This is a genomic window from Streptococcus sp. UBA4344, assembly GCF_002393675.1.
In the GTDB taxonomy this organism is placed as follows: Bacteria; Bacillota; Bacilli; order Lactobacillales; family Streptococcaceae; genus Streptococcus; species Streptococcus vicugnae.
This window is the reverse complement of the sequence record NZ_DGTE01000015.1, coordinates 36110-56505: the sequence shown is the minus strand read 5'-3', so window position 1 is coordinate 56505 and position 20396 is coordinate 36110. Positions and strand designations below refer to the sequence as shown.

At 37.5% G+C, this 20396-nt stretch carries 23 protein-coding genes and 1 riboswitch; of the genes, 14 read left to right on the top strand and 9 right to left on the bottom strand.

All coding sequences use genetic code 11. The annotated features are described in order from the left end of the window. Positions 1-7: 7 nt before the first annotated feature. The 4 genes from B4D49_RS02865 to radC all read left to right on the top strand — a co-directional run bounded on the left by B4D49_RS02865 (position 8) and on the right by radC (position 3180). A complete protein-coding gene (locus B4D49_RS02865; protein WP_286783125.1) occupies positions 8-622 on the top strand; it encodes a histidine phosphatase family protein in 615 nt (204 codons plus the stop codon). 2 nt (positions 623-624) lie between these two features. After that, positions 625-1245 (top strand): histidine phosphatase family protein, encoded by a 621-nt coding sequence (locus B4D49_RS02860; protein WP_286783124.1) that lies wholly within the window; start codon positions 625-627, stop codon positions 1243-1245. 87 nt (positions 1246-1332) lie between these two features. Further along, positions 1333-2448: an AI-2E family transporter gene (locus tag B4D49_RS02855; protein WP_286783123.1), complete on the top strand. Its 1116-nt coding sequence runs from the start codon at positions 1333-1335 to the stop codon at positions 2446-2448. Between the two features lie 51 nt (positions 2449-2499). Then, on the top strand, positions 2500-3180 hold the full coding sequence (gene radC / locus B4D49_RS02850) for a RadC family protein (RefSeq protein WP_286783122.1): 681 nt from the start codon (positions 2500-2502) through the stop codon (positions 3178-3180). 98 nt (positions 3181-3278) lie between these two features. Here radC and B4D49_RS02845 read toward each other — a convergent pair whose 3' ends face one another. The 5 genes from B4D49_RS02845 to B4D49_RS02825 all read right to left on the bottom strand — a co-directional run bounded on the left by B4D49_RS02845 (position 3279) and on the right by B4D49_RS02825 (position 7154). Next, positions 3279-3920 carry a redox-sensing transcriptional repressor Rex gene (locus B4D49_RS02845; protein WP_039696977.1) on the bottom strand — a complete coding sequence of 214 codons (642 nt, stop codon included), beginning with the start codon at positions 3918-3920 and terminating at the stop codon, positions 3279-3281. A gap of 133 nt (positions 3921-4053) precedes the next feature. Then, positions 4054-4401 carry a DUF1831 domain-containing protein gene (locus tag B4D49_RS02840; protein ID WP_074482145.1) on the bottom strand — a complete coding sequence of 116 codons (348 nt, stop codon included), beginning with the start codon at positions 4399-4401 and terminating at the stop codon, positions 4054-4056. Position 4402: 1 nt separating this feature from the next. Then, the gene (locus tag B4D49_RS02835; protein WP_286783121.1) at positions 4403-5518 is read right to left on the bottom strand and encodes a cysteine desulfurase family protein; all 1116 of its coding nucleotides are present in this window, start codon (positions 5516-5518) and stop codon (positions 4403-4405) included. 8 nt (positions 5519-5526) lie between these two features. Continuing rightward, positions 5527-6498 (bottom strand): ribose-phosphate diphosphokinase, encoded by a 972-nt coding sequence (locus tag B4D49_RS02830; RefSeq protein ID WP_132868764.1) that lies wholly within the window; start codon positions 6496-6498, stop codon positions 5527-5529. Positions 6499-6584: 86 nt separating this feature from the next. Next, positions 6585-7154, bottom strand: a complete 570-nt coding sequence (locus tag B4D49_RS02825) for a CYTH domain-containing protein (RefSeq protein WP_074482148.1) — start codon at positions 7152-7154, stop codon at positions 6585-6587. A gap of 131 nt (positions 7155-7285) precedes the next feature. Between B4D49_RS02825 and B4D49_RS02820 the strand changes: the two genes are divergently transcribed. The 5 genes from B4D49_RS02820 (at position 7286) to B4D49_RS02800 (ending at position 11492) form a co-directional block, all read left to right on the top strand. Beyond that, positions 7286-7951 carry a GTP pyrophosphokinase gene (locus B4D49_RS02820; protein ID WP_132868766.1) on the top strand — a complete coding sequence of 222 codons (666 nt, stop codon included), beginning with the start codon at positions 7286-7288 and terminating at the stop codon, positions 7949-7951. Beyond that, entirely contained in the window at positions 7926-8762 is an 837-nt protein-coding gene (locus tag B4D49_RS02815; RefSeq protein WP_132868767.1) for an NAD kinase, read from the top strand. The genes B4D49_RS02820 and B4D49_RS02815 overlap by 26 nt, the downstream gene beginning before the upstream one ends. Next, positions 8759-9649, top strand: a complete 891-nt coding sequence (locus tag B4D49_RS02810) for an RluA family pseudouridine synthase (RefSeq protein WP_286783120.1) — start codon at positions 8759-8761, stop codon at positions 9647-9649. Before B4D49_RS02815 ends, B4D49_RS02810 begins: the two co-directional genes overlap by 4 nt. Positions 9650-9666: 17 nt before the next feature. Beyond that, positions 9667-10656, top strand: a complete 990-nt coding sequence (gene pta, locus B4D49_RS02805; RefSeq protein ID WP_132868769.1) for a phosphate acetyltransferase — start codon at positions 9667-9669, stop codon at positions 10654-10656. An 80-nt stretch (positions 10657-10736) separates the two neighbouring features. Next, a complete protein-coding gene (locus tag B4D49_RS02800) occupies positions 10737-11492 on the top strand; it encodes an SDR family oxidoreductase (RefSeq protein ID WP_199544045.1) in 756 nt (251 codons plus the stop codon). Between the two features lie 30 nt (positions 11493-11522). Here B4D49_RS02800 and B4D49_RS02795 read toward each other — a convergent pair whose 3' ends face one another. Together B4D49_RS02795 and B4D49_RS02790 are read right to left on the bottom strand one after the other, a co-directional pair. After that, positions 11523-11816, bottom strand: a complete 294-nt coding sequence (locus tag B4D49_RS02795; RefSeq protein ID WP_286783119.1) for a hypothetical protein — start codon at positions 11814-11816, stop codon at positions 11523-11525. Continuing rightward, entirely contained in the window at positions 11767-11928 is a 162-nt protein-coding gene (locus B4D49_RS02790) for a hypothetical protein (protein WP_286783118.1), read from the bottom strand. The genes B4D49_RS02795 and B4D49_RS02790 overlap by 50 nt, the downstream gene beginning before the upstream one ends. A gap of 175 nt (positions 11929-12103) precedes the next feature. Between B4D49_RS02790 and B4D49_RS02785 the strand changes: the two genes are divergently transcribed. Together B4D49_RS02785 and B4D49_RS02780 are read left to right on the top strand one after the other, a co-directional pair. After that, positions 12104-12943 (top strand): Cof-type HAD-IIB family hydrolase, encoded by an 840-nt coding sequence (locus B4D49_RS02785; RefSeq protein WP_286783117.1) that lies wholly within the window; start codon positions 12104-12106, stop codon positions 12941-12943. A gap of 165 nt (positions 12944-13108) precedes the next feature. Further along, complete coding sequence (locus B4D49_RS02780; protein ID WP_132868773.1) at positions 13109-14527, top strand: glycoside hydrolase family 1 protein; 1419 nt, start codon at positions 13109-13111, stop codon at positions 14525-14527. A gap of 51 nt (positions 14528-14578) precedes the next feature. Here the strand turns inward: B4D49_RS02780 and B4D49_RS02775 are convergent, their stop codons facing one another. Then, entirely contained in the window at positions 14579-15235 is a 657-nt protein-coding gene (locus B4D49_RS02775) for an ABC transporter ATP-binding protein (protein WP_286783116.1), read from the bottom strand. A 12-nt stretch (positions 15236-15247) separates the two neighbouring features. Continuing rightward, the gene (locus B4D49_RS02770; protein ID WP_286783115.1) at positions 15248-16762 is read right to left on the bottom strand and encodes an ABC transporter permease; all 1515 of its coding nucleotides are present in this window, start codon (positions 16760-16762) and stop codon (positions 15248-15250) included. Positions 16763-17140: 378 nt separating this feature from the next. Here B4D49_RS02770 and guaC point away from each other — a divergent pair, with 378 nt between their 5' ends. The 3 genes from guaC to B4D49_RS02755 all read left to right on the top strand — a co-directional run bounded on the left by guaC (position 17141) and on the right by B4D49_RS02755 (position 20357). After that, on the top strand, positions 17141-18124 hold the full coding sequence (gene guaC / locus B4D49_RS02765; protein WP_199544033.1) for a GMP reductase: 984 nt from the start codon (positions 17141-17143) through the stop codon (positions 18122-18124). Positions 18125-18232: 108 nt separating this feature from the next. After that, positions 18233-18328: riboswitch (purine riboswitch) on the top strand. Between the two features lie 177 nt (positions 18329-18505). Further along, positions 18506-19087: a xanthine phosphoribosyltransferase gene (locus B4D49_RS02760; protein ID WP_074482160.1), complete on the top strand. Its 582-nt coding sequence runs from the start codon at positions 18506-18508 to the stop codon at positions 19085-19087. Beyond that, a complete protein-coding gene (locus B4D49_RS02755) occupies positions 19080-20357 on the top strand; it encodes a nucleobase:cation symporter-2 family protein (RefSeq protein WP_074482161.1) in 1278 nt (425 codons plus the stop codon). The genes B4D49_RS02760 and B4D49_RS02755 overlap by 8 nt, the downstream gene beginning before the upstream one ends. Positions 20358-20396 lie beyond the last annotated feature (39 nt).

Here is a 20396-nt window from a genome sequence, read left to right as displayed (position 1 = left end):
GATATAAATGGCAACAAAATTGTATTTGATGCGCCATGGCGAGACCTTATTTAATACACAAGGGCGTGTGCAGGGAGCTTGCGATTCGCCTCTAACAGATTTAGGTATTCAGCAAGCTCTTCTTGCCAAAGATTATTTTAATGAAAATAGCATTTGGTTTGATAGTGTTTATTCTTCAACGCAAGAACGAGCGACAGATACTGCTAAATTAGTATCTGGTCAATCACAAGTCATTCAATTAAAAGGCATCAAAGAGATGAACTTTGGTGAGTTTGAAGCACAGCCTGAATTTCTTTTGCCAAAATTTAGAGCAGGTGCTAATTCGTTTGAAGATTTGTTGGTGCCTTTTGGTGGCGAGGACATTGTAACAGTTGGTAAGCGGGGGTTGGACAGCATTCTTGAAGTGCTGGCAAATGATAATCATGCTGATAACATTTTAATGGTTAGCCATGGAGCAACGATGTGGGGTATTTGTCTGCAGCTCGGTATTCAATTTCCAGAGGGAGTTGGCTTTTCAAATTGTGCTATTTGTGAGTTCCAATATCATCAAGAACAGTTAGAGTTGCAAAAATTGATTTTACCAACCAAGGCATTTAAGACTTATTCATTTGAAGGGGAGTAAAAATGATTAAAACTTTTTATGTGATGCGACATGGTCAAACGCGTTTTAATCTTCAGGGACGTATCCAAGGAGCCTGCGATTCCCCCTTGACAGAACTTGGTATTGAACAAGCTAAGGCAGCAAGACGGTATTTTGAGCAAGAGGGAATTCATTTTACCCGTGTTTATTCATCAACTCAAGAAAGAGCTTGTGACACAGCAGAGCTAGCAACTGGTCGAACGGATTATATTCGTTTGAAAGGACTAAAAGAAATGGATTTTGGTTCTTACGAAGCGCACCAAGAATACCTCAATCCACCTTTACATCGTGAAGATGGTTCAGGTTATCGTGATTATTTTGTGGCTTATGGTGGCGAATCCAATGTTCAAGTTTATGAACGAATGTATCAGACAATTCATGATATTGTAGAAGAAAGTAAAGAAGATGAGACTCTTTTATTTGTTAGTCACGGTGGAGCCATTACTCAATTTTATTTACACGCTACCAAAAATCCACCGGTTCCTAAAAAACGTCTCGCGAATTGTGCTATTTTTAAAATTACGGATGACGGAGAAGACATGCTTGTTCAATCAATATATGACCCAAGTTCACAAGAATATGTTTATGAACGTAAGCAAAAGTGATGACTATCAGTAAAACAGCAGACTTTTCGACATTTTAATAAAATTTGCTATAATGGGAATAACTGAATGAAGGAGAACTTATTTCCCATGAAATTTGAGAAAAAAAATGTTTATTATATAGTTCTTGCTTTTGTGATATGTTATGCTATTCAAGCTTATTGGAGTACAGGAGCATCGTTAGTTACGACGGTTATTAGGGCTAGTCAACCTTTTCTGATAGGTGCTGGTATTGCTTATATTGTCAATATCGTAATGAGTCTTTATGAGATGATTTTTACTCGTTTTATTAAAAATAAATACCTTTTAAAGGTAAAACGAGCTGTCTCAATGATTCTAGCTTACTTAACCTTTATTTTTTTGATTAGCTGGCTCTTTTCGATTGTCCTGCCTGATTTGATTTCAAGTATTAATTCCTTGCTGAAGATTGATACGACTGGTATTGCTAATTTTATTAAAGAAGTGAGTGATAATAAGGCTATCAAAGAACTGTTTGATTATTTTGGAAATTCATCAGATGTCACATCAACTTTATCAGATTACAGCCAACAGATTTTGAATCAAGTGTTGTCAGTTTTGACAGGAATCCTCACATCTGTGAGCACTATTGCCTCAACTTTGCTTAATGTCTTTATTAGTTTAGTCTTCTCAATTTATGTTTTGGCTAGTAAAGAGCAACTGGCTCGCCAATTTAATCTTTTGATTGATTCTTATTTGGGAAGATATGCTAAAACTGTTCATTATGTCTTAGGGATTTTACACAATAGATTTCATGGTTTCTTTGTAGGACAGACTTTAGAAGCAATGATTCTTGGTAGCTTGACAGCAGTAGGAATGTTTCTATTTAGTTTCCCTTATGCGGCAACAATTGGTATTTTAGTTGCATTTACGGCATTAATTCCTGTTATTGGTGCTTATATCGGAGCGACCATTGGTTTTATCTTAATTGCCACACAATCCGTTTCACAAGCGTTTCTCTTTTTAGTTTACTTGATTGTTTTACAACAATTTGAAGGGAATGTCATTTATCCGCGTGTCGTTGGTGGTTCAATTGGATTACCAGGTATGTGGGTCTTAATGGCAATCACAATCGGCGGTGCTTTATGGGGTATCCTTGGAATGCTAGTCGCTGTACCTTTGGCAGCAAGTCTTTATCAAATCATTAAGGATAATGTTGCTAAGCGACAACAAAATCTTTTAGAATAATTGAATTGAAAAATACCTCTAACTTACGAATAAATAAGTGGAGGTATTTTTATGTATGCAATTGAAATGAAAACAGATGCCATGTTGCCGCGTGAGCGTTTAAGAGATTTGGGAGCAGAGCGCTTAAGTAATCAAGAACTATTGTCTATTTTATTGCGGACAGGCACCAAAACAAGACCTGTTTTAGAAGTTGCTAATGATATTTTAAAGCATATAGAGTCACTTGCTGATTTTCAGCATTTATCCTTGCAAGAACTACAAAAGATAAAAGGGATTGGTTATGTCAAATCCATTGAAATCAAAGCAATGATTGAACTAGCCAAGCGTATCAGTAAAGCAGAATACATTCAAAAAGAGCGTATTATGAGTAGTGAGCGTTTAGCAAGAAAGATGATGTTGGAGTTGAGCGACCACAAGCAAGAACATTTAGTAGCCATTTATTTAGACAGTCAAAATCGGATTATTGAACAGCGGACCATTTTTATTGGTTCAGTACGACGTTCTATAGCAGAACCTCGTGAGATTTTGTACTATGCTTGTAAGAATATGGCGATATCTATCATCATTGTTCACAATCATCCATCTGGTTCTCCGTCACCAAGTGAGAACGATTTACGTTTTACTGAGAAAATGAAGCGAGCCTGTGAGGATATTGGGTTAATTTTTTTAGATCATATTATAGTAGGGAAATACCAATATTATAGTTTTAGAGAAGAGACAGATGTGTTGTAATTTATAAGAAAAACCCGAGATATCATTTCTCAGGCAATAAAAAGTATTCTAATACTAAACAAACTTAGCTAAGCAAAAAGCAGTTGGATTTTGTTTTATTATTGGTTAGATTGACTCATAAAGTAAAGAAGTGTCTGTAATTCACTTGTTAAGTCAACATATTGAACAATCACACCTTTAGGGACATTAAGATGGACAGGAGAGAAACTTAAAATTCCTCGGATACCAGCCTCAACTAAAATATCAGCAACTTCTTGAGCTTTAGTACTTGGAACTGTTAAGATAGCAGTCTCAATGCCAGCCTCTTGTGCGTGCTCTTTGAGTGATGAGATTCCATAAACAGGAATACCATCAGAAGTTTGATGCCCAACAATTTCATTGTCATCTGTGTCAAAAGCCATAGCGATTTGCATCTTATTACGATCATGGAAGCGGTAGTGAAGTAATGCTCGTCCGATATTTCCGCAGCCTACCAACAAAACATTTGTTGTAGAGTGGTCGTTCAAAATATCAGCGAAGAAATTCATTAGTTTTTTGACATCGTAGCCAAAGCCACGTCTTCCTAGTTCACCAAAATATGAAAAATCTCGGCGGACTGTCGCAGAATCGATTCCCATAGCATCTGCAATTTGTTTTGAACTTGCTTTTTCGACATTATCTGTATTAAAACGTTTAAAAATACGATAATAAAGTGAGAGTCGCTTAGCTGTTGCTTTAGGAATAGATTTCTCAGTAGTCACAATACCATCTCCCTTTTACTTGTTACATCTATTGTAACAAAAACTTTGTGAAATTAAAAACAAATTTTACAAAATAGAGTAAAAAAACAACTCCAAGGCTAATGAGAAGTAGCTTTGGAGTTGTTTTTATTGATTAAGCTTCTTTTTTAGTGAAAATATCACGTTCAACGAGGCTGTCCATCAAGAAATAGAATTTCTCTTGAAGAATTTTATTATCTTCAGATTTGAAGATGTTAACAAAGCGAAGGCCTGACTTATCAGTGATGCTTAGTTTAAAACCTGTTAAATCTTTATTGATAGTGATTTTCAATGGGAATCCGTCACCTGAATTAGGCACTTTTTCCAATAAACGCGTTAATTCGTAATTACCGACACGATTTTGTACAAAAGTTGTGTCACGAAGCGTGTATTTTTTAATGTTATCGCTAATAGCATAGCTGTAAAGACAGTCTTTTAAAGTGATTTCTTTTTCAAATGCCATCCTATTTTCCTACAATTTCTTTTAATTTTTTAGCGAGTTCTTGAACTTCTTCAATAGTGTTAAGTTCAGAGAAGCTAACGCGAATTGATTCTGTCAAACGTGGTGAATCTTCACCATATAGGCTTGCCAAAACATGACTTGGATCAACAGTACCAGCGGTACAAGCAGAACCAGTTGAGACAGCGATACCAGCTAAGTCAAGTTGTGTTAGGAGAATACCGTTGTTTTTATTTGGAAAACCAATATTAAGCACGTGTGGCATTTTGTTTTGGCTACCGTTGATGTAATAATCTAATCCAGAAATAGCATCAAGGAATGCTTGACGCAAATCTTGGACGTGTTTGTAGTTATCATCTTTATTAGCAACAGCGTCTGATAAGGCTTGTGCCATACCAGCAATACCAATCATATTTTCAGTACTAGCTCGACGTTTTTCTTCTTGCTCTCCACCAAGGAGCAAATTATCAAAGTGTTGAGGTGTTGAGTAAAGAATACCCACACCTTTTGGTCCGTGGAATTTATGAGCAGAAGCTGAAAGGAAATCAGCTTTAATCTCTTCAGGATAAACATCAATTTTCCCGATTGCTTGAACAGCATCGACATGAAAAGCAGCTTGGTGGTCTTGAAGCAGTTCACCAATTTCTTTAACAGGGAGCAAATCACCAGTTTCATTGTTAGCAAACATTGTGCTGACTAAAATCGTGTCATCACGAAGAGCGTCAGCTACTTGTTTTGCAGAAATATGATCATTTTCCGGTTTTAAATAAGTAATTTCAAAACCAAAGCGTTTTTCCAGATACTCCATTGTGTGAAGCACTGAATGGTGTTCGATGGAAGTCGTAATGATGTGTTTTCCTTTAGTTTGATTAGCGAGAGCATAGCCTTTGATGGCAGTGTTGTTACTTTCAGTAGCTCCAGAAGTAAAGATAATGCGGCGTGGGTCAGTTTTTAAAGCTGAGGCAATTGTTTGGCGGTATGAACGCAAACGCTGGTTAGCGTGACGTCCAATTCCATGAATACTTGATGGGTTACCAAAATCGTTAGCCATGATTTCTGTCATTGCATCAATAACAGAAGGTGTGAGAGGGGTAGTTGCAGCATTATCGAGATATATCATATATTAAATTAATCCTTTTTAGCGTTATATGAGAACAATGGGCTGAGCGGAGTTTTTTCGTGGATACGAATAATCGCATCAGCAATCAACTTGCTTGCTGAAAGATATTTAATATTTTTTGGCAAGCGTTCGTTAGTAGCAACTGAGTCAGTTACTAAAATTTCTTTGATAGGAGCAGCATCAAGGCTTTCTGCAGCAGCGCCAGCAAATAATCCGTGGCTTGCTACGGCGTAGATTTCAGTTGCACCATTGCGTTCAACGATTTTAGCAGCTTCAGCAAATGTTTTACCTGTGTTCAAGATGTCATCGATAAGGATTGCTTTTTTACCTGCAACTTCACCGATGATGTATCCTTCTTCACGGTGTGCATCATCTTCAGCATAGTCGATGATAGCGATTGGTGAGTCGAGAGTTTGAGCCAAGCTACGAGCACGTTTGATACCAGAGTTTTTAGGGCTGACAACAACAACGTCTTCACCTTTCAAACCAAGGTCGCAGTAGTATTTAGCAAACAATGGAACAGTAAAGAGGTTATCAACTGGGACATCAAAGAAACCTTGTACTTGAACAGCGTGAAGATCAAGTGTCAAAAGACGGTCAACTCCAGCTTTAACAAGCATGTTTGCTACAAGTTTAGCTGTGATTGGTTCACGTGATGCAGCGATGCGGTCTTGACGTGAATATCCAAAGTAAGGGATAACGACATTGACAGTGTGGGCGCTGGCACGTTTACAAGCGTCTACCATAATCAAGAGTTCCCAAAGGTTGTCATTAACAGGGTAACTAGTTGATTGGATGATGTAGATATCATCACCACGAACTGTTTCTTCGATGTTAATCATGATTTCGCCGTCTGAAAACTTGCGTGTTGACACTTTTCCAAGAGGGACTCCAACTTCGTCCGCGATTTTTTGTGCAATCTCTACGTTAGAAGAAAGAGAAAAAAGCTTGAATTGTTTGTCGGCGTAATGTTCTGCCATGATATAAATAAACTCCTTTAAAATTAATACTTATATTTTACCAAAAAAACTGAAATAATTCAGCATTTTCTAAGGAAAAAGCGTGGTTAAATTCGCTTAAGGGTTGCGCTAAAGCGAGCAACTTTGCTTTTAGCATACTTGAAATCAATGTCGTGCTGAGCTAAGAAGTTATCAAAATCTTTTTTACCTTTTTCAGCATTCTCAACTTCAAGTTCAAGTTCATAATCTTTGATATCAGCATACTGGTTGCTATCAAGAGCCATAAGACCAATATCAGTCATGGTTTCACGACGCGTTGTCGTGAGACTACCAAAATTTTTAAGGCTCGATAGTTTAACACCATTTTCTTCAATAAGCTTTAGGAAATCAACTTCTGGAAATTTTCCTGATTTGATGATTTCTTTTGCTTCAGCGACACTTAAGTCGTAGTTGTACTCTAAATTTCCAACTTCTTTCGGAATTTTCAATGTAATCTCTGCACGATTTGGCAATGTCCGAATGCGAAGAGACATACGGTGAGCTTTCATATCGAAATTCTCTGAATCGAAGTAGTAGTTCGTCTGTGTAATAGGCGTAACATGTGAGAGTTGACTATTTAGACGATTGAATTCGTCTTTAGTGAGTAATGTTTTGTACTCAATTTCAAGGTGTGTCATAAAAATAATTTTCCTTTTTTGTCCATAAAAGTATGGTATAATAAGTTTATTATATTAATTCTATACAAAAGTCAATTTTTTGACAAGGATTGGTCATGTCCGCGTGACAGGTCCATTAGGAAGGAAACCTTATGGATTGGGAGAAATTTTTAGATCCATATATACAAACTGTTGGTGAACTGAAGATTAAATTGCGTGGGATTCGTAAGCAATTCCGTAAACAAAATCGACATTCGCCGATTGAATTTGTGACTGGTCGCGTTAAATCAGTCGAAAGTATCAAGGAAAAAATGGTGCTACGCGGGATTAAACCAGAGAATATTGCTCAAGATTTGCAAGATATTGCTGGTCTTCGTATTATGGTTCAATTTGTTGATGACGTTGATGAAGTTTTGGCACTTTTACGTAGTCGACATGATATGAAAATCGTGCAGGAACGTGATTACATCACGCATATGAAAGCCAGTGGTTATCGTTCATACCATGTTATTGTGGAATATCCCGTTGATACCATTGATGGTCAAAAAACAGTTCTAGCTGAGATTCAGATTAGAACACTTGCCATGAACTTCTGGGCAACGATTGAACATTCATTGAACTATAAATATAAAGGCGAGTTTCCTGATGAGATTAAAAAACGTTTGGAAACAACGGCAAAGATTGCGCTTGAGCTGGATGAAGAGATGCGAAAAATTCGCGAGGATATTAGGGAAGCACAGCTTTTATTTGATCCCGCAAGTCGGAAATTAAGTGATGGTGTAGGAAATAGTGATGACACAGACGAATATTACAGATAAAGTGACGCGTGTTGCTATTGTAGCAAACGGGAAATATCAAAGTAGACGAGTTGCCTCAAAACTTTTTGCGGCTTTCAAGGAAGATAAACGATTCTATTTGTCTAAAAAGGATCCAGATATTGTCATTTCCATTGGTGGTGATGGCATGCTTTTATCTGCCTTTCACATGTATGAGAAAATCCTTGATAAAGTGCGTTTTGTGGGAATTCATACTGGTCATCTTGGTTTTTACACTGATTATCGAGATTTTGAAGTTGAGAAGTTAATTGAAAATTTGCGATCTGATAAAGGACGTAAAGCTTCGTATCCTGTTTTACGAGCTAAAATCACATTAGATGATGGGCGTGTGGTCAAGGCGCGTGCGCTTAATGAAGTAGCTATTAAACGTATTGAAAAAACAATGGTTGCTGATGTTATCATCGATAAAGTGAAGTTAGAACGTTTCCGTGGTGATGGTATTTCGGTATCGACACCAACAGGAAGTACGGCTTACAATAAATCTTTAGGTGGTGCTATTTTGCATCCGACGATGGAAGCCATGCAATTAACAGAAATTTCTAGTCTTAATAATCGCGTTTATCGCACACTAGGATCTTCAGTCATTGTTCCTAAAAAAGACAAGATTGAAATTGTCCCTAAACGTCAGGGCGTTTATACAGTATCAATCGATAATAAGACCATGCATTATAAAAATGTGTCTAAAATTGAATATTGTATTGACAATAAAAAAATTAGTTTTGTGGCAACACCCTTCCATACTAGTTTCTGGGAGCGCGTGAGAGATGCCTTTATAGGAGAAGTAGATTCGTGAGATTTGATTTTGTTGCGGACCGACGAACAAAAGTAAAAACATTTTTAAAGGGACATGATGTCTCAAAAGGCTTGTTAGCCAAAGTGAAATTTAAAGGTGGTAATATTTGGGTAAATGGCGTTGAGCAAAATGCCATTTATTTATTGGATGAAGGGGACCTTGTTACAATTGAAATTCCTGATGAACAAGAACATGAAACCTTGATTCCGGTCAAACATGACCTTAATATTGCCTACGAAGACGAGCACTTTTTAATTTTAAATAAGCCACATGGTTTTGCTAGTATTCCAAGCGTTTTGCATTCAAATACCATTGCTAACTTTGTGAAACATTATTATTTAGAACAAAATTATCCAAATAAACAAGTGCACATTGTCACACGTCTTGATAAGGATACGAGTGGGTTAATGCTTTTTGCAAAACATGGTTATGCTCATGCGAGACTTGATAAGCAACTGCAGAATAAAACAATTGAAAAACGCTATTATGCTTTGGTTTCTGGGCAGGGTGAATTAGCAGATGAGGGTGAGATTATTGCTCCGATTGCTCGCTCAGAAGATAGTATTATCACACGTTGTGTTCATCCTTCTGGAAAATATGCTCATACTAGTTATCGTGTTGTCGAACGTTTTGGGGAAGTTGCTCTGGTAGATATTCGACTTCATACTGGTCGTACGCACCAGATTCGTGTTCATTTTTCTCATATTGGTTTTCCACTTTTAGGAGACGATATGTATGGTGGACGCATGGATTTTGGTATCACACGTCAGGCGCTACATTGCCATTATTTGCGCTTTGTTAACCCTTACACAAATGAAGAGATAATCCAGACTACAAACTTGACAGATGACTTTGATAGCGTTATCATGGAGCTACAACAAAATTAGATGGAAGGTTAATTTTTATGGGAATTCGATCTTTATTTGGTAGCTTAAGGGAAAAGATTATTGGTAAAAACCTTAAAATTGTTTTTCCTGAAGGAAATGATGAACGTGTTCTTCGTGCAGCCGCTCGTTTAAAATTTGAAGGTTTGGTTGAACCAATTATTTTGGGAGAAGCTACGGAAGTTCGAGAATTATTGGCTAAATTCGGTTTTGCAGATCAAAACTATGTCATCATTAACCCTCAAACTTATGATAAGTTTGATGAAATGAAGGAAGCCTTTCTTGAAATCCGAAAAGGTAAAGCAACTCCTGAAGACGCTGATCGTCTCCTAAAAGACGTCAATTACTTTGGTGTTATGTTGGTTAAACTAGGGTTAGCGGATGGTATGGTTTCTGGTGCTGCTCACTCAACTGCGGATACTGTTCGTCCAGCACTTCAAATTATCAAGACAAAGCCCGGTATTTCCAGAACGTCAGGTGTCTTCTTGATGAATCGTGAAAGCACTGATCAACGTTTTATTTTTGCGGATTGTGCTATTAATATTGATCCGAATGCTCAAGAATTGTCTGAAATTGCCTTGAATACTGCTGATACAGCAAGAATTTTTGATATTGACCCTAAAATTGCCATGCTTAGCTTTTCAACAAAAGGTAGTGCTAAAGCTCCTCAAGCTGACAAAGTTCGTGAAGCAACTCAATTGGCTAAGGGGCGTGAACCTGAGCTAGCTATTGATGGTGAATTACAATTTGATGCTGCTTTTGTTCCAAGTACAGCAGCTGTTAAAGCACCAGATAGTAAGGTTGCAGGTCAAGCAAACGTCTTTATCTTCCCAGATCTTCAATCAGGTAACATTGGTTATAAGATTGCTCAACGACTTGGTATGTTTGAAGCGATTGGGCCAATCCTTCAAGGGTTGAATAAGCCAGTCAATGATTTATCACGTGGTTCAAGTGCTGAAGATATTTATAAATTAGCGATTATCACAGCAGCTCAAGCTGTTGATTGTTAATGACATGAATAACTAAAAAAATCAGTTGGTCGTTTAGCCAACTGACTTTCTTATATTTATAGATTTAGAAAGAGAATAGAATGATAAAAATTGCATTAGTAACAGGAGCATCTGCTGGGTTTGGTAGAGCCATTGTTAAAAAGTTAGTTGAAGATGGTTATCAAGTGATTGCAAGCGCACGTCGCTTGGAAAAATTGCAGAGCTTGCAAGACGAACTTGATAAGGACAAGGTTTATCCATTACAGATGGATGTTTCAGATACTCAGCTGATTGATCAAGCTTTAGCAAGTTTACCAGAAGCTTGGCAACACATCGACCTTTTAGTTAATAATGCTGGTTTGGCACTTGGTTTAGACAAGGCATTTGAGGCCGATTTTACTGACTGGATGACCATGATTAATACTAATATCGTAGGTCTTGTTTATCTGACACGCCAAGTCTTACCAGACATGGTTAAGCGTAATTCAGGGATGGTTATTAACCTTGGGTCAACAGCAGGAACTATTCCATACCCAGGTGCCAATGTTTACGGTGCATCAAAAGCCTTCGTCAAACAATTCTCGCTAAATTTGCGTGCTGATCTTGCTGGGACAAAGATTCGTGTGACGAATATCGAACCAGGGCTTTGTGAAGGAACAGAGTTCTCAAATGTCCGCTTCAAAGGTGACGATGAACGTGCTGAGAAACTTTACGAAGGAGCGAACGCCATTACGCCAGAAGATATCGCAAGCACTGTTTCTTGGGTGGCTAGTCAACCAGAACATGTTAATTTCAACCGTATTGAAATGATGCCAGTGTCTCAAACATACGGTGCTCAACCGATATATCGTGATTAAGAATAACAAAAAGAGCCTTTTGGCTCTTTTTTAATCATCAAAAATTGGGTTGGTGTTAGAAGGACCTGATGTCACATCAGACCATCCAACGATTGCTTGACCAGATTCATTTAGGTAACTTGCCAGAACAGGCTTTAAGTCTTGGATAAAAGTAATAACACCCATAAGTTCACCAGAATCATCTTTAACTGCTTGATAAGTTTGAAATAAGATACGGTCAAATGATTCGGTAGGAATTTGAAAATGAAGGGCTTGTTCTGGTGCTTGTTCAAGGCTAGTCCAAACCCCAAACCCATTGTGGCAATTCTTTCTCTTCCTCATCATCAGAGAAAAAAGATCCATCTGAACGGTTATTACTGTATATAAGTTTTAAATCTTTATCATAAAAACTAGCACGGTAAGGTAGGTGTGCTAGCAATTTTTTAATAAGTTCCATGGATTCATCATAGCGATTTTAGATTAGAAATGCAACTAAGTTGCTTGAGGGGGGTTAGTATTAGTTTGTGGTTAAAAATAGCAGAGGAAAGTATCAGTTTTTCGTAAGATATAACTATCGTTTTCAAACTTTTCTTAGTAAAATAGAGGCATTAAAAAACGAAGAGGACAGTGCTGTGAGTAAAATTATTTTTTTAGATGTTGACGGGACTTTGGTTGATTATCATAATCGTATTCCAGAATCAGCGGTCAAAGCTATTCGAAAAGCGCGTGAGAACGGACATGCCGTCTTTGTCTGTACAGGTCGTAGTCGTGCAGAGATGCAACCTGAACTTTGGGAAATTGGCTTAGACGGGATGATTGGCGGAAATGGTTCTTATGTGGAACATGATGGTCAAGTTATCATGCATCAAATGATTTCAAAAGAAGATTCAAAGGCCATCGTAGATTGGTTGCATGAAAGAGGATTGGAATTTTACCTAGAATCAAATAATGGTTTATTTGCATCTGAAAACTTTAAAGAGGCAGCACGTCCAGTCATGCGTCAATACGTCATGCAAAAAGGAAAATCAGCAGAAGAAGTGGAGCACATGGAAGCAGAGGATGCTCTTCATGGCTTGGTGTATGGTGAAGAATTGTACCGTGATGATTTGAATAAAGTCAGCTTTATTTTGAACTCTTACCAAGATCATTTGGATTCAGCCAAAGTTTTCCCAAATTTAAAAGCTGGAACATGGGGTGGTCGTGGTGAGACGGCATTGTTTGGTGATCTAGGTGTCAAGGATATTACCAAAGCACATGCCATTGATGTTCTTTTGGAACATTTAAAAGCTGATAGAAAAGATACCATTGCTTTTGGAGATGCTAAGGTGGATATCCCGATGCTTGAATGTTGTGAGATTGGCATTTCTATGGGAAATGGTGGCCCAGAGATTTTAGCCATGGCAGACATGGTGACTGATGATGTCGAAGAAGATGGACTGTACAATGCATTTGCAAGATTAGACTTGATTTAAGGCAATGAAAACTGCTTAACAGAGGTGTTGAGCAGCTTTTTGATATTTTGTTTAGATTCTTAATATCGATTCATATGATAGTATTAGGAATGCGTTGGATAGCATTAGTTTTTTAGAAATGAGAACGCTATAATGTAATCAATGAAAAGTTAAAAGGAGATTGACATGTTACATAAAACGTTAAAACCATTTCCAGATTACTTCTTGTGGGGAGCATCTACGTCAGCTTATCAAGTTGAAGGGGCTTCTTTAGAAGATGGTAAAGGACCTTCTTGTCAAGATGTGAAAGAATTGCCTGCAGGTACTGCTGATTTGACTGTTTCTGTTGACCATTATCATCATTACAAAGAAGATATTGCTTTGATGGCAGAGATGGGCTTTAAATCATACCGTTTTTCAATTTCTTGGTCACGTGTTTTGCCAAAAGGAACTGGCGAAGTGAATCCAAAAGGAATTGAATTCTATAACAATTTGATTGACGAATGTTTGAAATATGATATTGAACCAATCGTGACAATGTTCCACTTTGATATGCCAGCAGCGCTTGATGAACGTGGCTCATGGTCAACACATGAATCTGTTGATTGGTTTGCTGAATATGCGCGTGTTTTGTTTGAAAATTTTGGTGACCGTGTTAAATATTGGTTGACAATTAATGAACAAAACATGTTGACCTTGGTTGGTCCGGTTATTGGTACTCTTCATGTACCAGAAGGAACAACAAATCTTACAAAAGAAATTTACCAACAAAACCATCACCAGTTGGTAGCACAAGCAAAAGCGATGCAGCTTTGTCACGAAATGCTTCCAGAAGCTAAGATTGGTCCAGCTCCAAATATTTCACTTGTTTATGCAGCTTCATCAAAACCAGAAGATGTGCTAGCAGCTCAAAACTTTAATGCTATTCGTAACTGGCTTTACCTTGATGCTTATATCCTAGGTGAATACAATAACCTTGTCTGGGCATACCTGGAAGAACAAGATGCTACGCCAGTGATTACTGAAGAAGACCGTGCCATTATGAAAGCTGCAAAACCAGATTTCATCGGATTTAACTACTATAATACTGCAACTGTAGCTGCTTCAGATGGTACAGAAAGTTTGAATCCTTCTGCTGACCAACAAACAGCGCGTGGTGAAGCAGGTTTCTATCGCGGCGTTGATAATCCAAATCTTCCAAAAACAGAATTTGGTTGGGAAATTGACCCAGTTGGTTTCCGTGCCACTGTCCGTGAAATGTACAGCCGTTACCGCTTGCCACTTTTGGTTACTGAAAACGGTCTTGGAGCTTACGATACTTTGACAGAAGATGGTAAAATCCACGACCAATACCGTATCAACTACCTTCGTGCTCACATTGAACAAATTCAATTGGCTATTACAGATGGGGTTGATATGCTTGGATATAATCCATGGTCAGCAGTCGACCTTATCTCAACTCACGAAGGCATTCGCAAACGTTATGGCTTTATCTACGTTGACCGCACAGATGAAGAAGTTGGTAGTCTTGAACGTTACCGCAAAGATTCATTCTTCTGGTATAAAAAAGTTATTGCCACAAACGGACAAGATTTGTCAGATTAAAATGGATGAATAAAAAAATGCACTCAGTTTAATTATTGAGTGCATTTTCTTTTAAATCTGTGTAAATTGTTTCTTCTTAAGTTCGAAGATGACGTCTGTTTCGTTGGCAACAGCAGTTTCGTGAGTAACGATAATTACGGTTTTGTTTTGCTGATGTGCGATTTCTTTAAAAATATTAACGATATCTTGGGTGGTTTCTTCGTCAAGGTTTCCAGTCGGTTCGTCAGCGATAATGATATCGTGCTCTGTTGCCAAGGCTCGTACAATAGCGACGCGTTGCTGTTGGCCACCTGAAAGTTGAAGAACTTGTTTATCAATTAGTTCTTTTGGAATGCCAACAAGTTCAAAAAGTTCTTCGATTTTAGCGTTGTCAACACTTTTGTTTGAAATTTCTAGCGCTGTTTGAACATTTTGACGTGCAGTCATGTAAGTCATTAAATTATAAGCTTGGAAAATAGTGGAAACAGCATTTTTACGGTAATTGGTCAGACCAGATTTAGTAATGTCTTTATCATTGAGGAAAATTTCACCAGCCTTTGGGCTGTCTAGTCCAGCTAAAAGGGATAAAAATGTTGTTTTTCCACTTCCTGATTGACCAAGAATGGCATAAATTTTTCCTCTTTCGAAGCTTAGATTGACATCTTTGAACAGATAATCATCTGGATTATTAGTGTACCAATAGCCGATATTTTGTGTGCGTAATGTCATAAACATTCCTTTCTAGTTAGAAGACAAGATATCTTTAGGTTTCATGCGGATGATGCCGATACTTGCTAAGATAGTTGAGATAAATGAGATAAGAAGGGCAATTCCACCAAGTTTTGCGACATCATTTCCTGTTAACTTGATGTCTAATTGATCAATTTCTTTGCTTGAAGAAGTAGCCATTGTCATCATATTGCCAAAACCACCGCCGGATGGTTTGTCATTTTGGGGTTTTGAGTCATTTTGCTTATTGTCATCATTAGAAGAGTTTGTCTCTTGACCAGGACCACCAGGAAAATCATTTTTAGTAGTCTGTTGGATTTGAGTTGAAGATGATAACAGTTGGTTACCAAGGGCCTTTCCAACAAAATTTCCAGCAACAGTAGCAATGACAAGGGAAACGACTGTTACCATAAATAATTCTGTGAAGAATTGCCCGATAATTTTAAGGCGATTTTCACCTAAACTCATAAGGACACCGATTTCGTAACGACGTTCTCGGATGCTTAGAATGACAATGAGCGTCAAGATGACGGCACCAGCGACAGCAACTAAAATAACAATATTTTGTGCAATTGATGAAATGTTATTGAGTGGTGAAAGCATTTGTTCATAGATTTCATCGCTAGAGGTTACAGAATATGAATCAGTATCAATTTCTGATTTGACTTCTTTGACGAAATCATCCATTTTTTCAGGGTTTGAAAGAGTGTAAATAGCTGAATCTAATTTGTCGGATTCACCTTTCATAGTATTAGCCGTTGTGAGGTTAGTATAGATGTTATTTTGTGGATTTGAGGCATTTGACATCATTTGAGCAGTTGTCGCTGTCGATGAATTGTCATAAATACCAACGATTTTTAGAGTGTAACTTGTTTCGGTATCATTGACAGTCGTTTTAACTGTAAAGCTATCGCCGATACTTAAGTTGTTCTCTTTGGCTAAATCAGCTGAAATAAGTGCTGAATTGTCAGCAGTGTCTTCAGTGATACCAGTTCCTTTAGAAATTTTATTTGTCCCAGAAGTAAAGTCGCTTACCTTATCTGTGCTATTGACTCCTGTAATTGTGAAATCGCCAGAAACCATCATTCCAGGGCTAGCTGGTTGAGAGTTGCTGTTTAAAGATTCATCAGAAGATGATGAGGTAGATGATGTTGAGATAGCAGTGATATCATCGCCTGCTGTAGCAGTTGTTGTTGTCGTAAAAAGGTATGAAGCTACATCGCTTTTTTCAGCAATAGATTTTGCGGTTGCAAGGTCAACAGAGGTAGTAGCAGAAGTGTCACTATTTGAATCAGAACTATTTTCGCTATCAGGTTTGAAAGCTTTCATCATCGCTTCGCGATTAACAGATAACGTTACAGTTGCGCCAGCTTGCTTTTTAGCACTTTTTACAGCTGAATCAGCAGCATTTTTGATAGTCAAGCCTGCTAGAACAAAAATCAAGATGGCACTAGTCACTAGAATTAGTAGCCCAGTACGTCCTTTTTTGGCTTTTGTCGCAAGCCAAGCACGTTTAATAAAATTCATATAAAACTCCTTTGCAATTGTGTTACAAAAATATTAGGGGATTAGACTTAATCGAAACTGAAAGAAAGCTAAAATAAAGCTTAAATACGTAAAGTTGACACCGCAGATAACGTACGGATATAACGAACGATATAAAAACACAAAGAAAAAATAGTTGACATAAAACGAATGAAGTTGTAGAATGATAATGGAAGGGTAAGTTTTTACCTAGCGATGCTCTATTGTACCAATGCTCAGTAGAGTTATAGGAAGGTCATTTTTTAATGAAAGAGTCGATGTGTTTTTTTGCCTACTCTGACAGAGAAAAAGTGGCCTTTTTGTATTGTCCTTTGACTTTGTTTGAGTTTGCAAGGACACAAAGACCATGGAGAAACTTATATGTATAACGAAATGCCTGTCTTTGATTACGAAGATATTCAACTCATTCCTAACAAATGTATCATTAAAAGCCGTTCAGAAGCAGATACGCATGTGACACTTGGTGATTATACTTTTAAGTTGCCGGTTGTTCCAGCGAACATGCAAACAATCATCGATGAAGATATCGCTGAAAAGCTTGCAAAAGATGGTTATTTTTACATTATGCATCGTTTTGACGAAGCGTCTCGTAAACCTTTTGTTAAGCGTATGCATGATCAAGGATTGATTGCTTCAATCTCAGTAGGTGTTAAAGATTATGAGTATGAATTTGTCTCAAGTTTAAAAGATGATGCACCAGAATTTATCACGATTGATATTGCCCATGGACATTCTGACAGCGTTATTGAGATGATTAAACACATTAAAAAAGAATTACCGGGAACTTTTGTTATTGCTGGTAATGTCGGCACCCCTGAAGCTGTTCGTGAGTTGGAAAATGCCGGCGCTGATGCCACAAAAGTTGGGATTGGTCCTGGTAAAGTATGTATCACAAAAGTGAAAACTGGTTTTGGAACAGGCGGCTGGCAATTAGCGGCATTACGTTGGTGTGCTAAGGCAGCTCGTAAACCAATTATTGCTGATGGTGGTATCAGAACTCACGGTGACATTGCAAAATCAATTCGCTTTGGTGCAACAATGGTGATGATTGGTTCGCTTTTTGCTGGACACCTAGAAAGTCCAGGAAAATTGGTAGAAGTAGATGGTAAACAATATAAAGAATATTACGGTTCAGCATCTGAATACCAAAAAGGAGAACATAAAAACGTCGAAGGTAAGAAAATCTTGCTTCCAGTTAAAGGACATCTAAAAGATACTCTTACTGAAATGCAAGAAGATCTTCAAAGTTCGATTTCATATGCCGGCGGCCGTGACCTTCATGCATTGACACGCGTTGATTATGTCATCGTTAAAAATTCAATCTGGAATGGTGATTCAATTTAGAACAGGAAATTTGTCATTATTTTCAGAATATTACTTCTTTAATAATAGGACCAATGTCATCTTGAATTCCAAGATTAAAATGATACAATAGTTCTATCATTAATGTGATGGTTAAAATTTAATAATACTTATTTATGCTACGAATGGGCGTAGCGTTTCTACAAGACACCGTAATGTCTAACAATAAGTCAATTCTCAGTTGCTGTCTGAGAAGACATTTTTGCATAGTTGTGAAAATGTGACCGAGTTTTGCAAGAGGTGTTTACGAATTGTAAACATCTCTTTTTTGTAACACTTGTCTTTGTTAATAGCCCTTGAAAGCTTCATAGTAAGTTGTTAGTTTTGACATCCAATTTTAACTATTTTTTTAAAGGAGAATCCATGAAATTATTGGAAGATCGCATCTTAAAAGATGGGAATGTTTTGGGTGAGGATATTTTGAAAGTTGATAGCTTTCTTACTCACCAAGTTGACTATGAATTAATGCAAGAAATTGGTAAAGTTCTTGCGCAAGCTTACAAAGATGCTGGAATTACAAAAGTCGTCACTATTGAAGCCTCAGGTATTGCTCCAGCACTTTATACAGCACAAGCCATGGGCGTTCCAATGATTTTTGCTAAAAAAGCTAAAAATATTACAATGACTGAGGGCATTCTAACTGCTGAAGTTTATTCATTTACTAAACGTGTGACAAGTACGGTATCAATCGCAAGTAAATTCTTGTCAGAAGATGATACAGTTTTAATCGTCGATGACTTTTTGGCAAATGGTCAAGCTGCTAAAGGTCTTTTGGAAATTATTGGTCAAGCAGGTGCAAAAGTTGCTGGTATCGGTATTGTGATTGAAAAATCTTTCCAAACAGGTCGTAAATTACTAGAAGAAACAGGTGTTCCTGTGACATCTCTTGCACGTATTAAAGAATTCAAAGATGGACAAGTTGTCTTTGCGGAGGCTGATGCATAAAATGGAAATGAATGAACAAAAACACTCACAAGCTGCCATTTTAGGTTTGCAACATTTGCTTGCTATGTACGCTGGTTCAATCTTGGTTCCAATCATGATTGCTAGCGCTCTTAATTATTCAGCAGAGCAATTAACTTACTTGATTTCAACTGATATTTTCATGTGTGGTGTAGCAACTTTCTTACAATTGCAGTTGCGTAAACACTTTGGTGTAGGTCTTCCAGTTGTACTTGGTTGTGCCTTCCAATCAGTTGCACCTTTATCAATCATCGGTGCCAAACAGGGTTCAGGCTATATGTTTGGGGCTTTGATTGTCTCTGGTATTTATGTGATTTTGATTTCTGGTATTTTCTCAAAAATTGCTGATTTTTTCCCACCAGTTGTTACTGGTTCTGTCATCACAACTATTGGTTTGACTTTGATTCCAGTTGCTATTGGGAACATGGGTGATAATAGTGACAAACCAACAGCTCAATCATTGATTTTGGCGCTTGTAACCATTGCGATTGTTCTTGCGGTTAATATTTTCGCCAAAGGATTTATTAAATCTATTGCCATTTTGATTGGTCTGATTGGTGGAACAATCGTAGCAGCTTTCATGGGCTTGGTTGATCCATCAGTTGTTGCAAATGCACCGCTTGTTCATATTCCACAACCATTTTACTTTGGTGCACCAAAATTTGAAATTACATCAATTATTATGATGTGTATCATTGCAACGGTTTCTATGGTTGAATCAACTGGTGTTTATCTTGCATTGTCAGATTTGACTGGTGAAAAATTAGACAGCAAACGTCTTCGTAACGGTTACCGTGCAGAAGGTGCAGCTGTTCTTCTTGGTGGTATTTTCAATACTTTCCCATATACTGGATTTTCTCAAAACGTTGGTTTAGTTCGTATTTCAGGAATCAAAACACGTCGTCCAATTTACTACACAGCTTTATTCCTCGTGATTCTTGGTTTGCTTCCAAAATTTGGAGCAATGGCACAAATGATTCCAAGTCCAGTTCTTGGTGGTGCTATGATTGTTCTTTTTGGTATGGTAGCTCTTCAAGGGATTCAAATGCTAAATCAAGTTGATTTTAAAAATAATGAATACAACTTCATTATCGCTGCGGTTTCAATCGCTTGTGGTGTTGGTTTTAACGGAACAAATCTCTTTGTTAGCCTTCCAAATACAGTTCAAATGTTCTTGACAAATGGTATTGTTATTGCTGCATTATTTGCTGTTGTTCTTAATTTGATTTTAAACGGAAAACCAAAAAAATAAGCGTTTAGACATAAAAAATTCATCTAGGATTTTTCCTAG

Bases quoted from the DNA above. Each gene is read 5' to 3' on its own strand.
- B4D49_RS02865 (WP_286783125.1), top strand. From the start codon at position 8: ATGGCAACAAAATTGTATTTGATGCGCCATGGCGAGACCTTATTTAAT.
- B4D49_RS02860 (WP_286783124.1), top strand. From the start codon at position 625: ATGATTAAAACTTTTTATGTGATGCGACATGGTCAAACGCGTTTTAAT.
- B4D49_RS02855 (WP_286783123.1), top strand. From the start codon at position 1,333: ATGAAATTTGAGAAAAAAAATGTTTATTATATAGTTCTTGCTTTTGTG.
- radC (WP_286783122.1), top strand. From the start codon at position 2,500: ATGTATGCAATTGAAATGAAAACAGATGCCATGTTGCCGCGTGAGCGT.
- B4D49_RS02840 (WP_074482145.1), bottom strand. From the start codon at position 4,401: ATGGCATTTGAAAAAGAAATCACTTTAAAAGACTGTCTTTACAGCTAT.
- B4D49_RS02835 (WP_286783121.1), bottom strand. From the start codon at position 5,518: ATGATATATCTCGATAATGCTGCAACTACCCCTCTCACACCTTCTGTT.
- B4D49_RS02830 (WP_132868764.1), bottom strand. From the start codon at position 6,498: ATGGCAGAACATTACGCCGACAAACAATTCAAGCTTTTTTCTCTTTCT.
- B4D49_RS02825 (WP_074482148.1), bottom strand. From the start codon at position 7,154: ATGACACACCTTGAAATTGAGTACAAAACATTACTCACTAAAGACGAA.
- B4D49_RS02820 (WP_132868766.1), top strand. From the start codon at position 7,286: ATGGATTGGGAGAAATTTTTAGATCCATATATACAAACTGTTGGTGAA.
- B4D49_RS02815 (WP_132868767.1), top strand. From the start codon at position 7,926: ATGACACAGACGAATATTACAGATAAAGTGACGCGTGTTGCTATTGTA.
- pta (WP_132868769.1), top strand. From the start codon at position 9,667: ATGGGAATTCGATCTTTATTTGGTAGCTTAAGGGAAAAGATTATTGGT.
- B4D49_RS02800 (WP_199544045.1), top strand. From the start codon at position 10,737: ATGATAAAAATTGCATTAGTAACAGGAGCATCTGCTGGGTTTGGTAGA.
- B4D49_RS02795 (WP_286783119.1), bottom strand. From the start codon at position 11,816: ATGATGAGGAAGAGAAAGAATTGCCACAATGGGTTTGGGGTTTGGACT.
- B4D49_RS02790 (WP_286783118.1), bottom strand. From the start codon at position 11,928: ATGGAACTTATTAAAAAATTGCTAGCACACCTACCTTACCGTGCTAGT.
- B4D49_RS02780 (WP_132868773.1), top strand. From the start codon at position 13,109: ATGTTACATAAAACGTTAAAACCATTTCCAGATTACTTCTTGTGGGGA.
- B4D49_RS02775 (WP_286783116.1), bottom strand. From the start codon at position 15,235: ATGACATTACGCACACAAAATATCGGCTATTGGTACACTAATAATCCA.
- B4D49_RS02770 (WP_286783115.1), bottom strand. From the start codon at position 16,762: ATGAATTTTATTAAACGTGCTTGGCTTGCGACAAAAGCCAAAAAAGGA.
- guaC (WP_199544033.1), top strand. From the start codon at position 17,141: ATGTATAACGAAATGCCTGTCTTTGATTACGAAGATATTCAACTCATT.
- B4D49_RS02760 (WP_074482160.1), top strand. From the start codon at position 18,506: ATGAAATTATTGGAAGATCGCATCTTAAAAGATGGGAATGTTTTGGGT.
- B4D49_RS02755 (WP_074482161.1), top strand. From the start codon at position 19,080: ATGCATAAAATGGAAATGAATGAACAAAAACACTCACAAGCTGCCATT.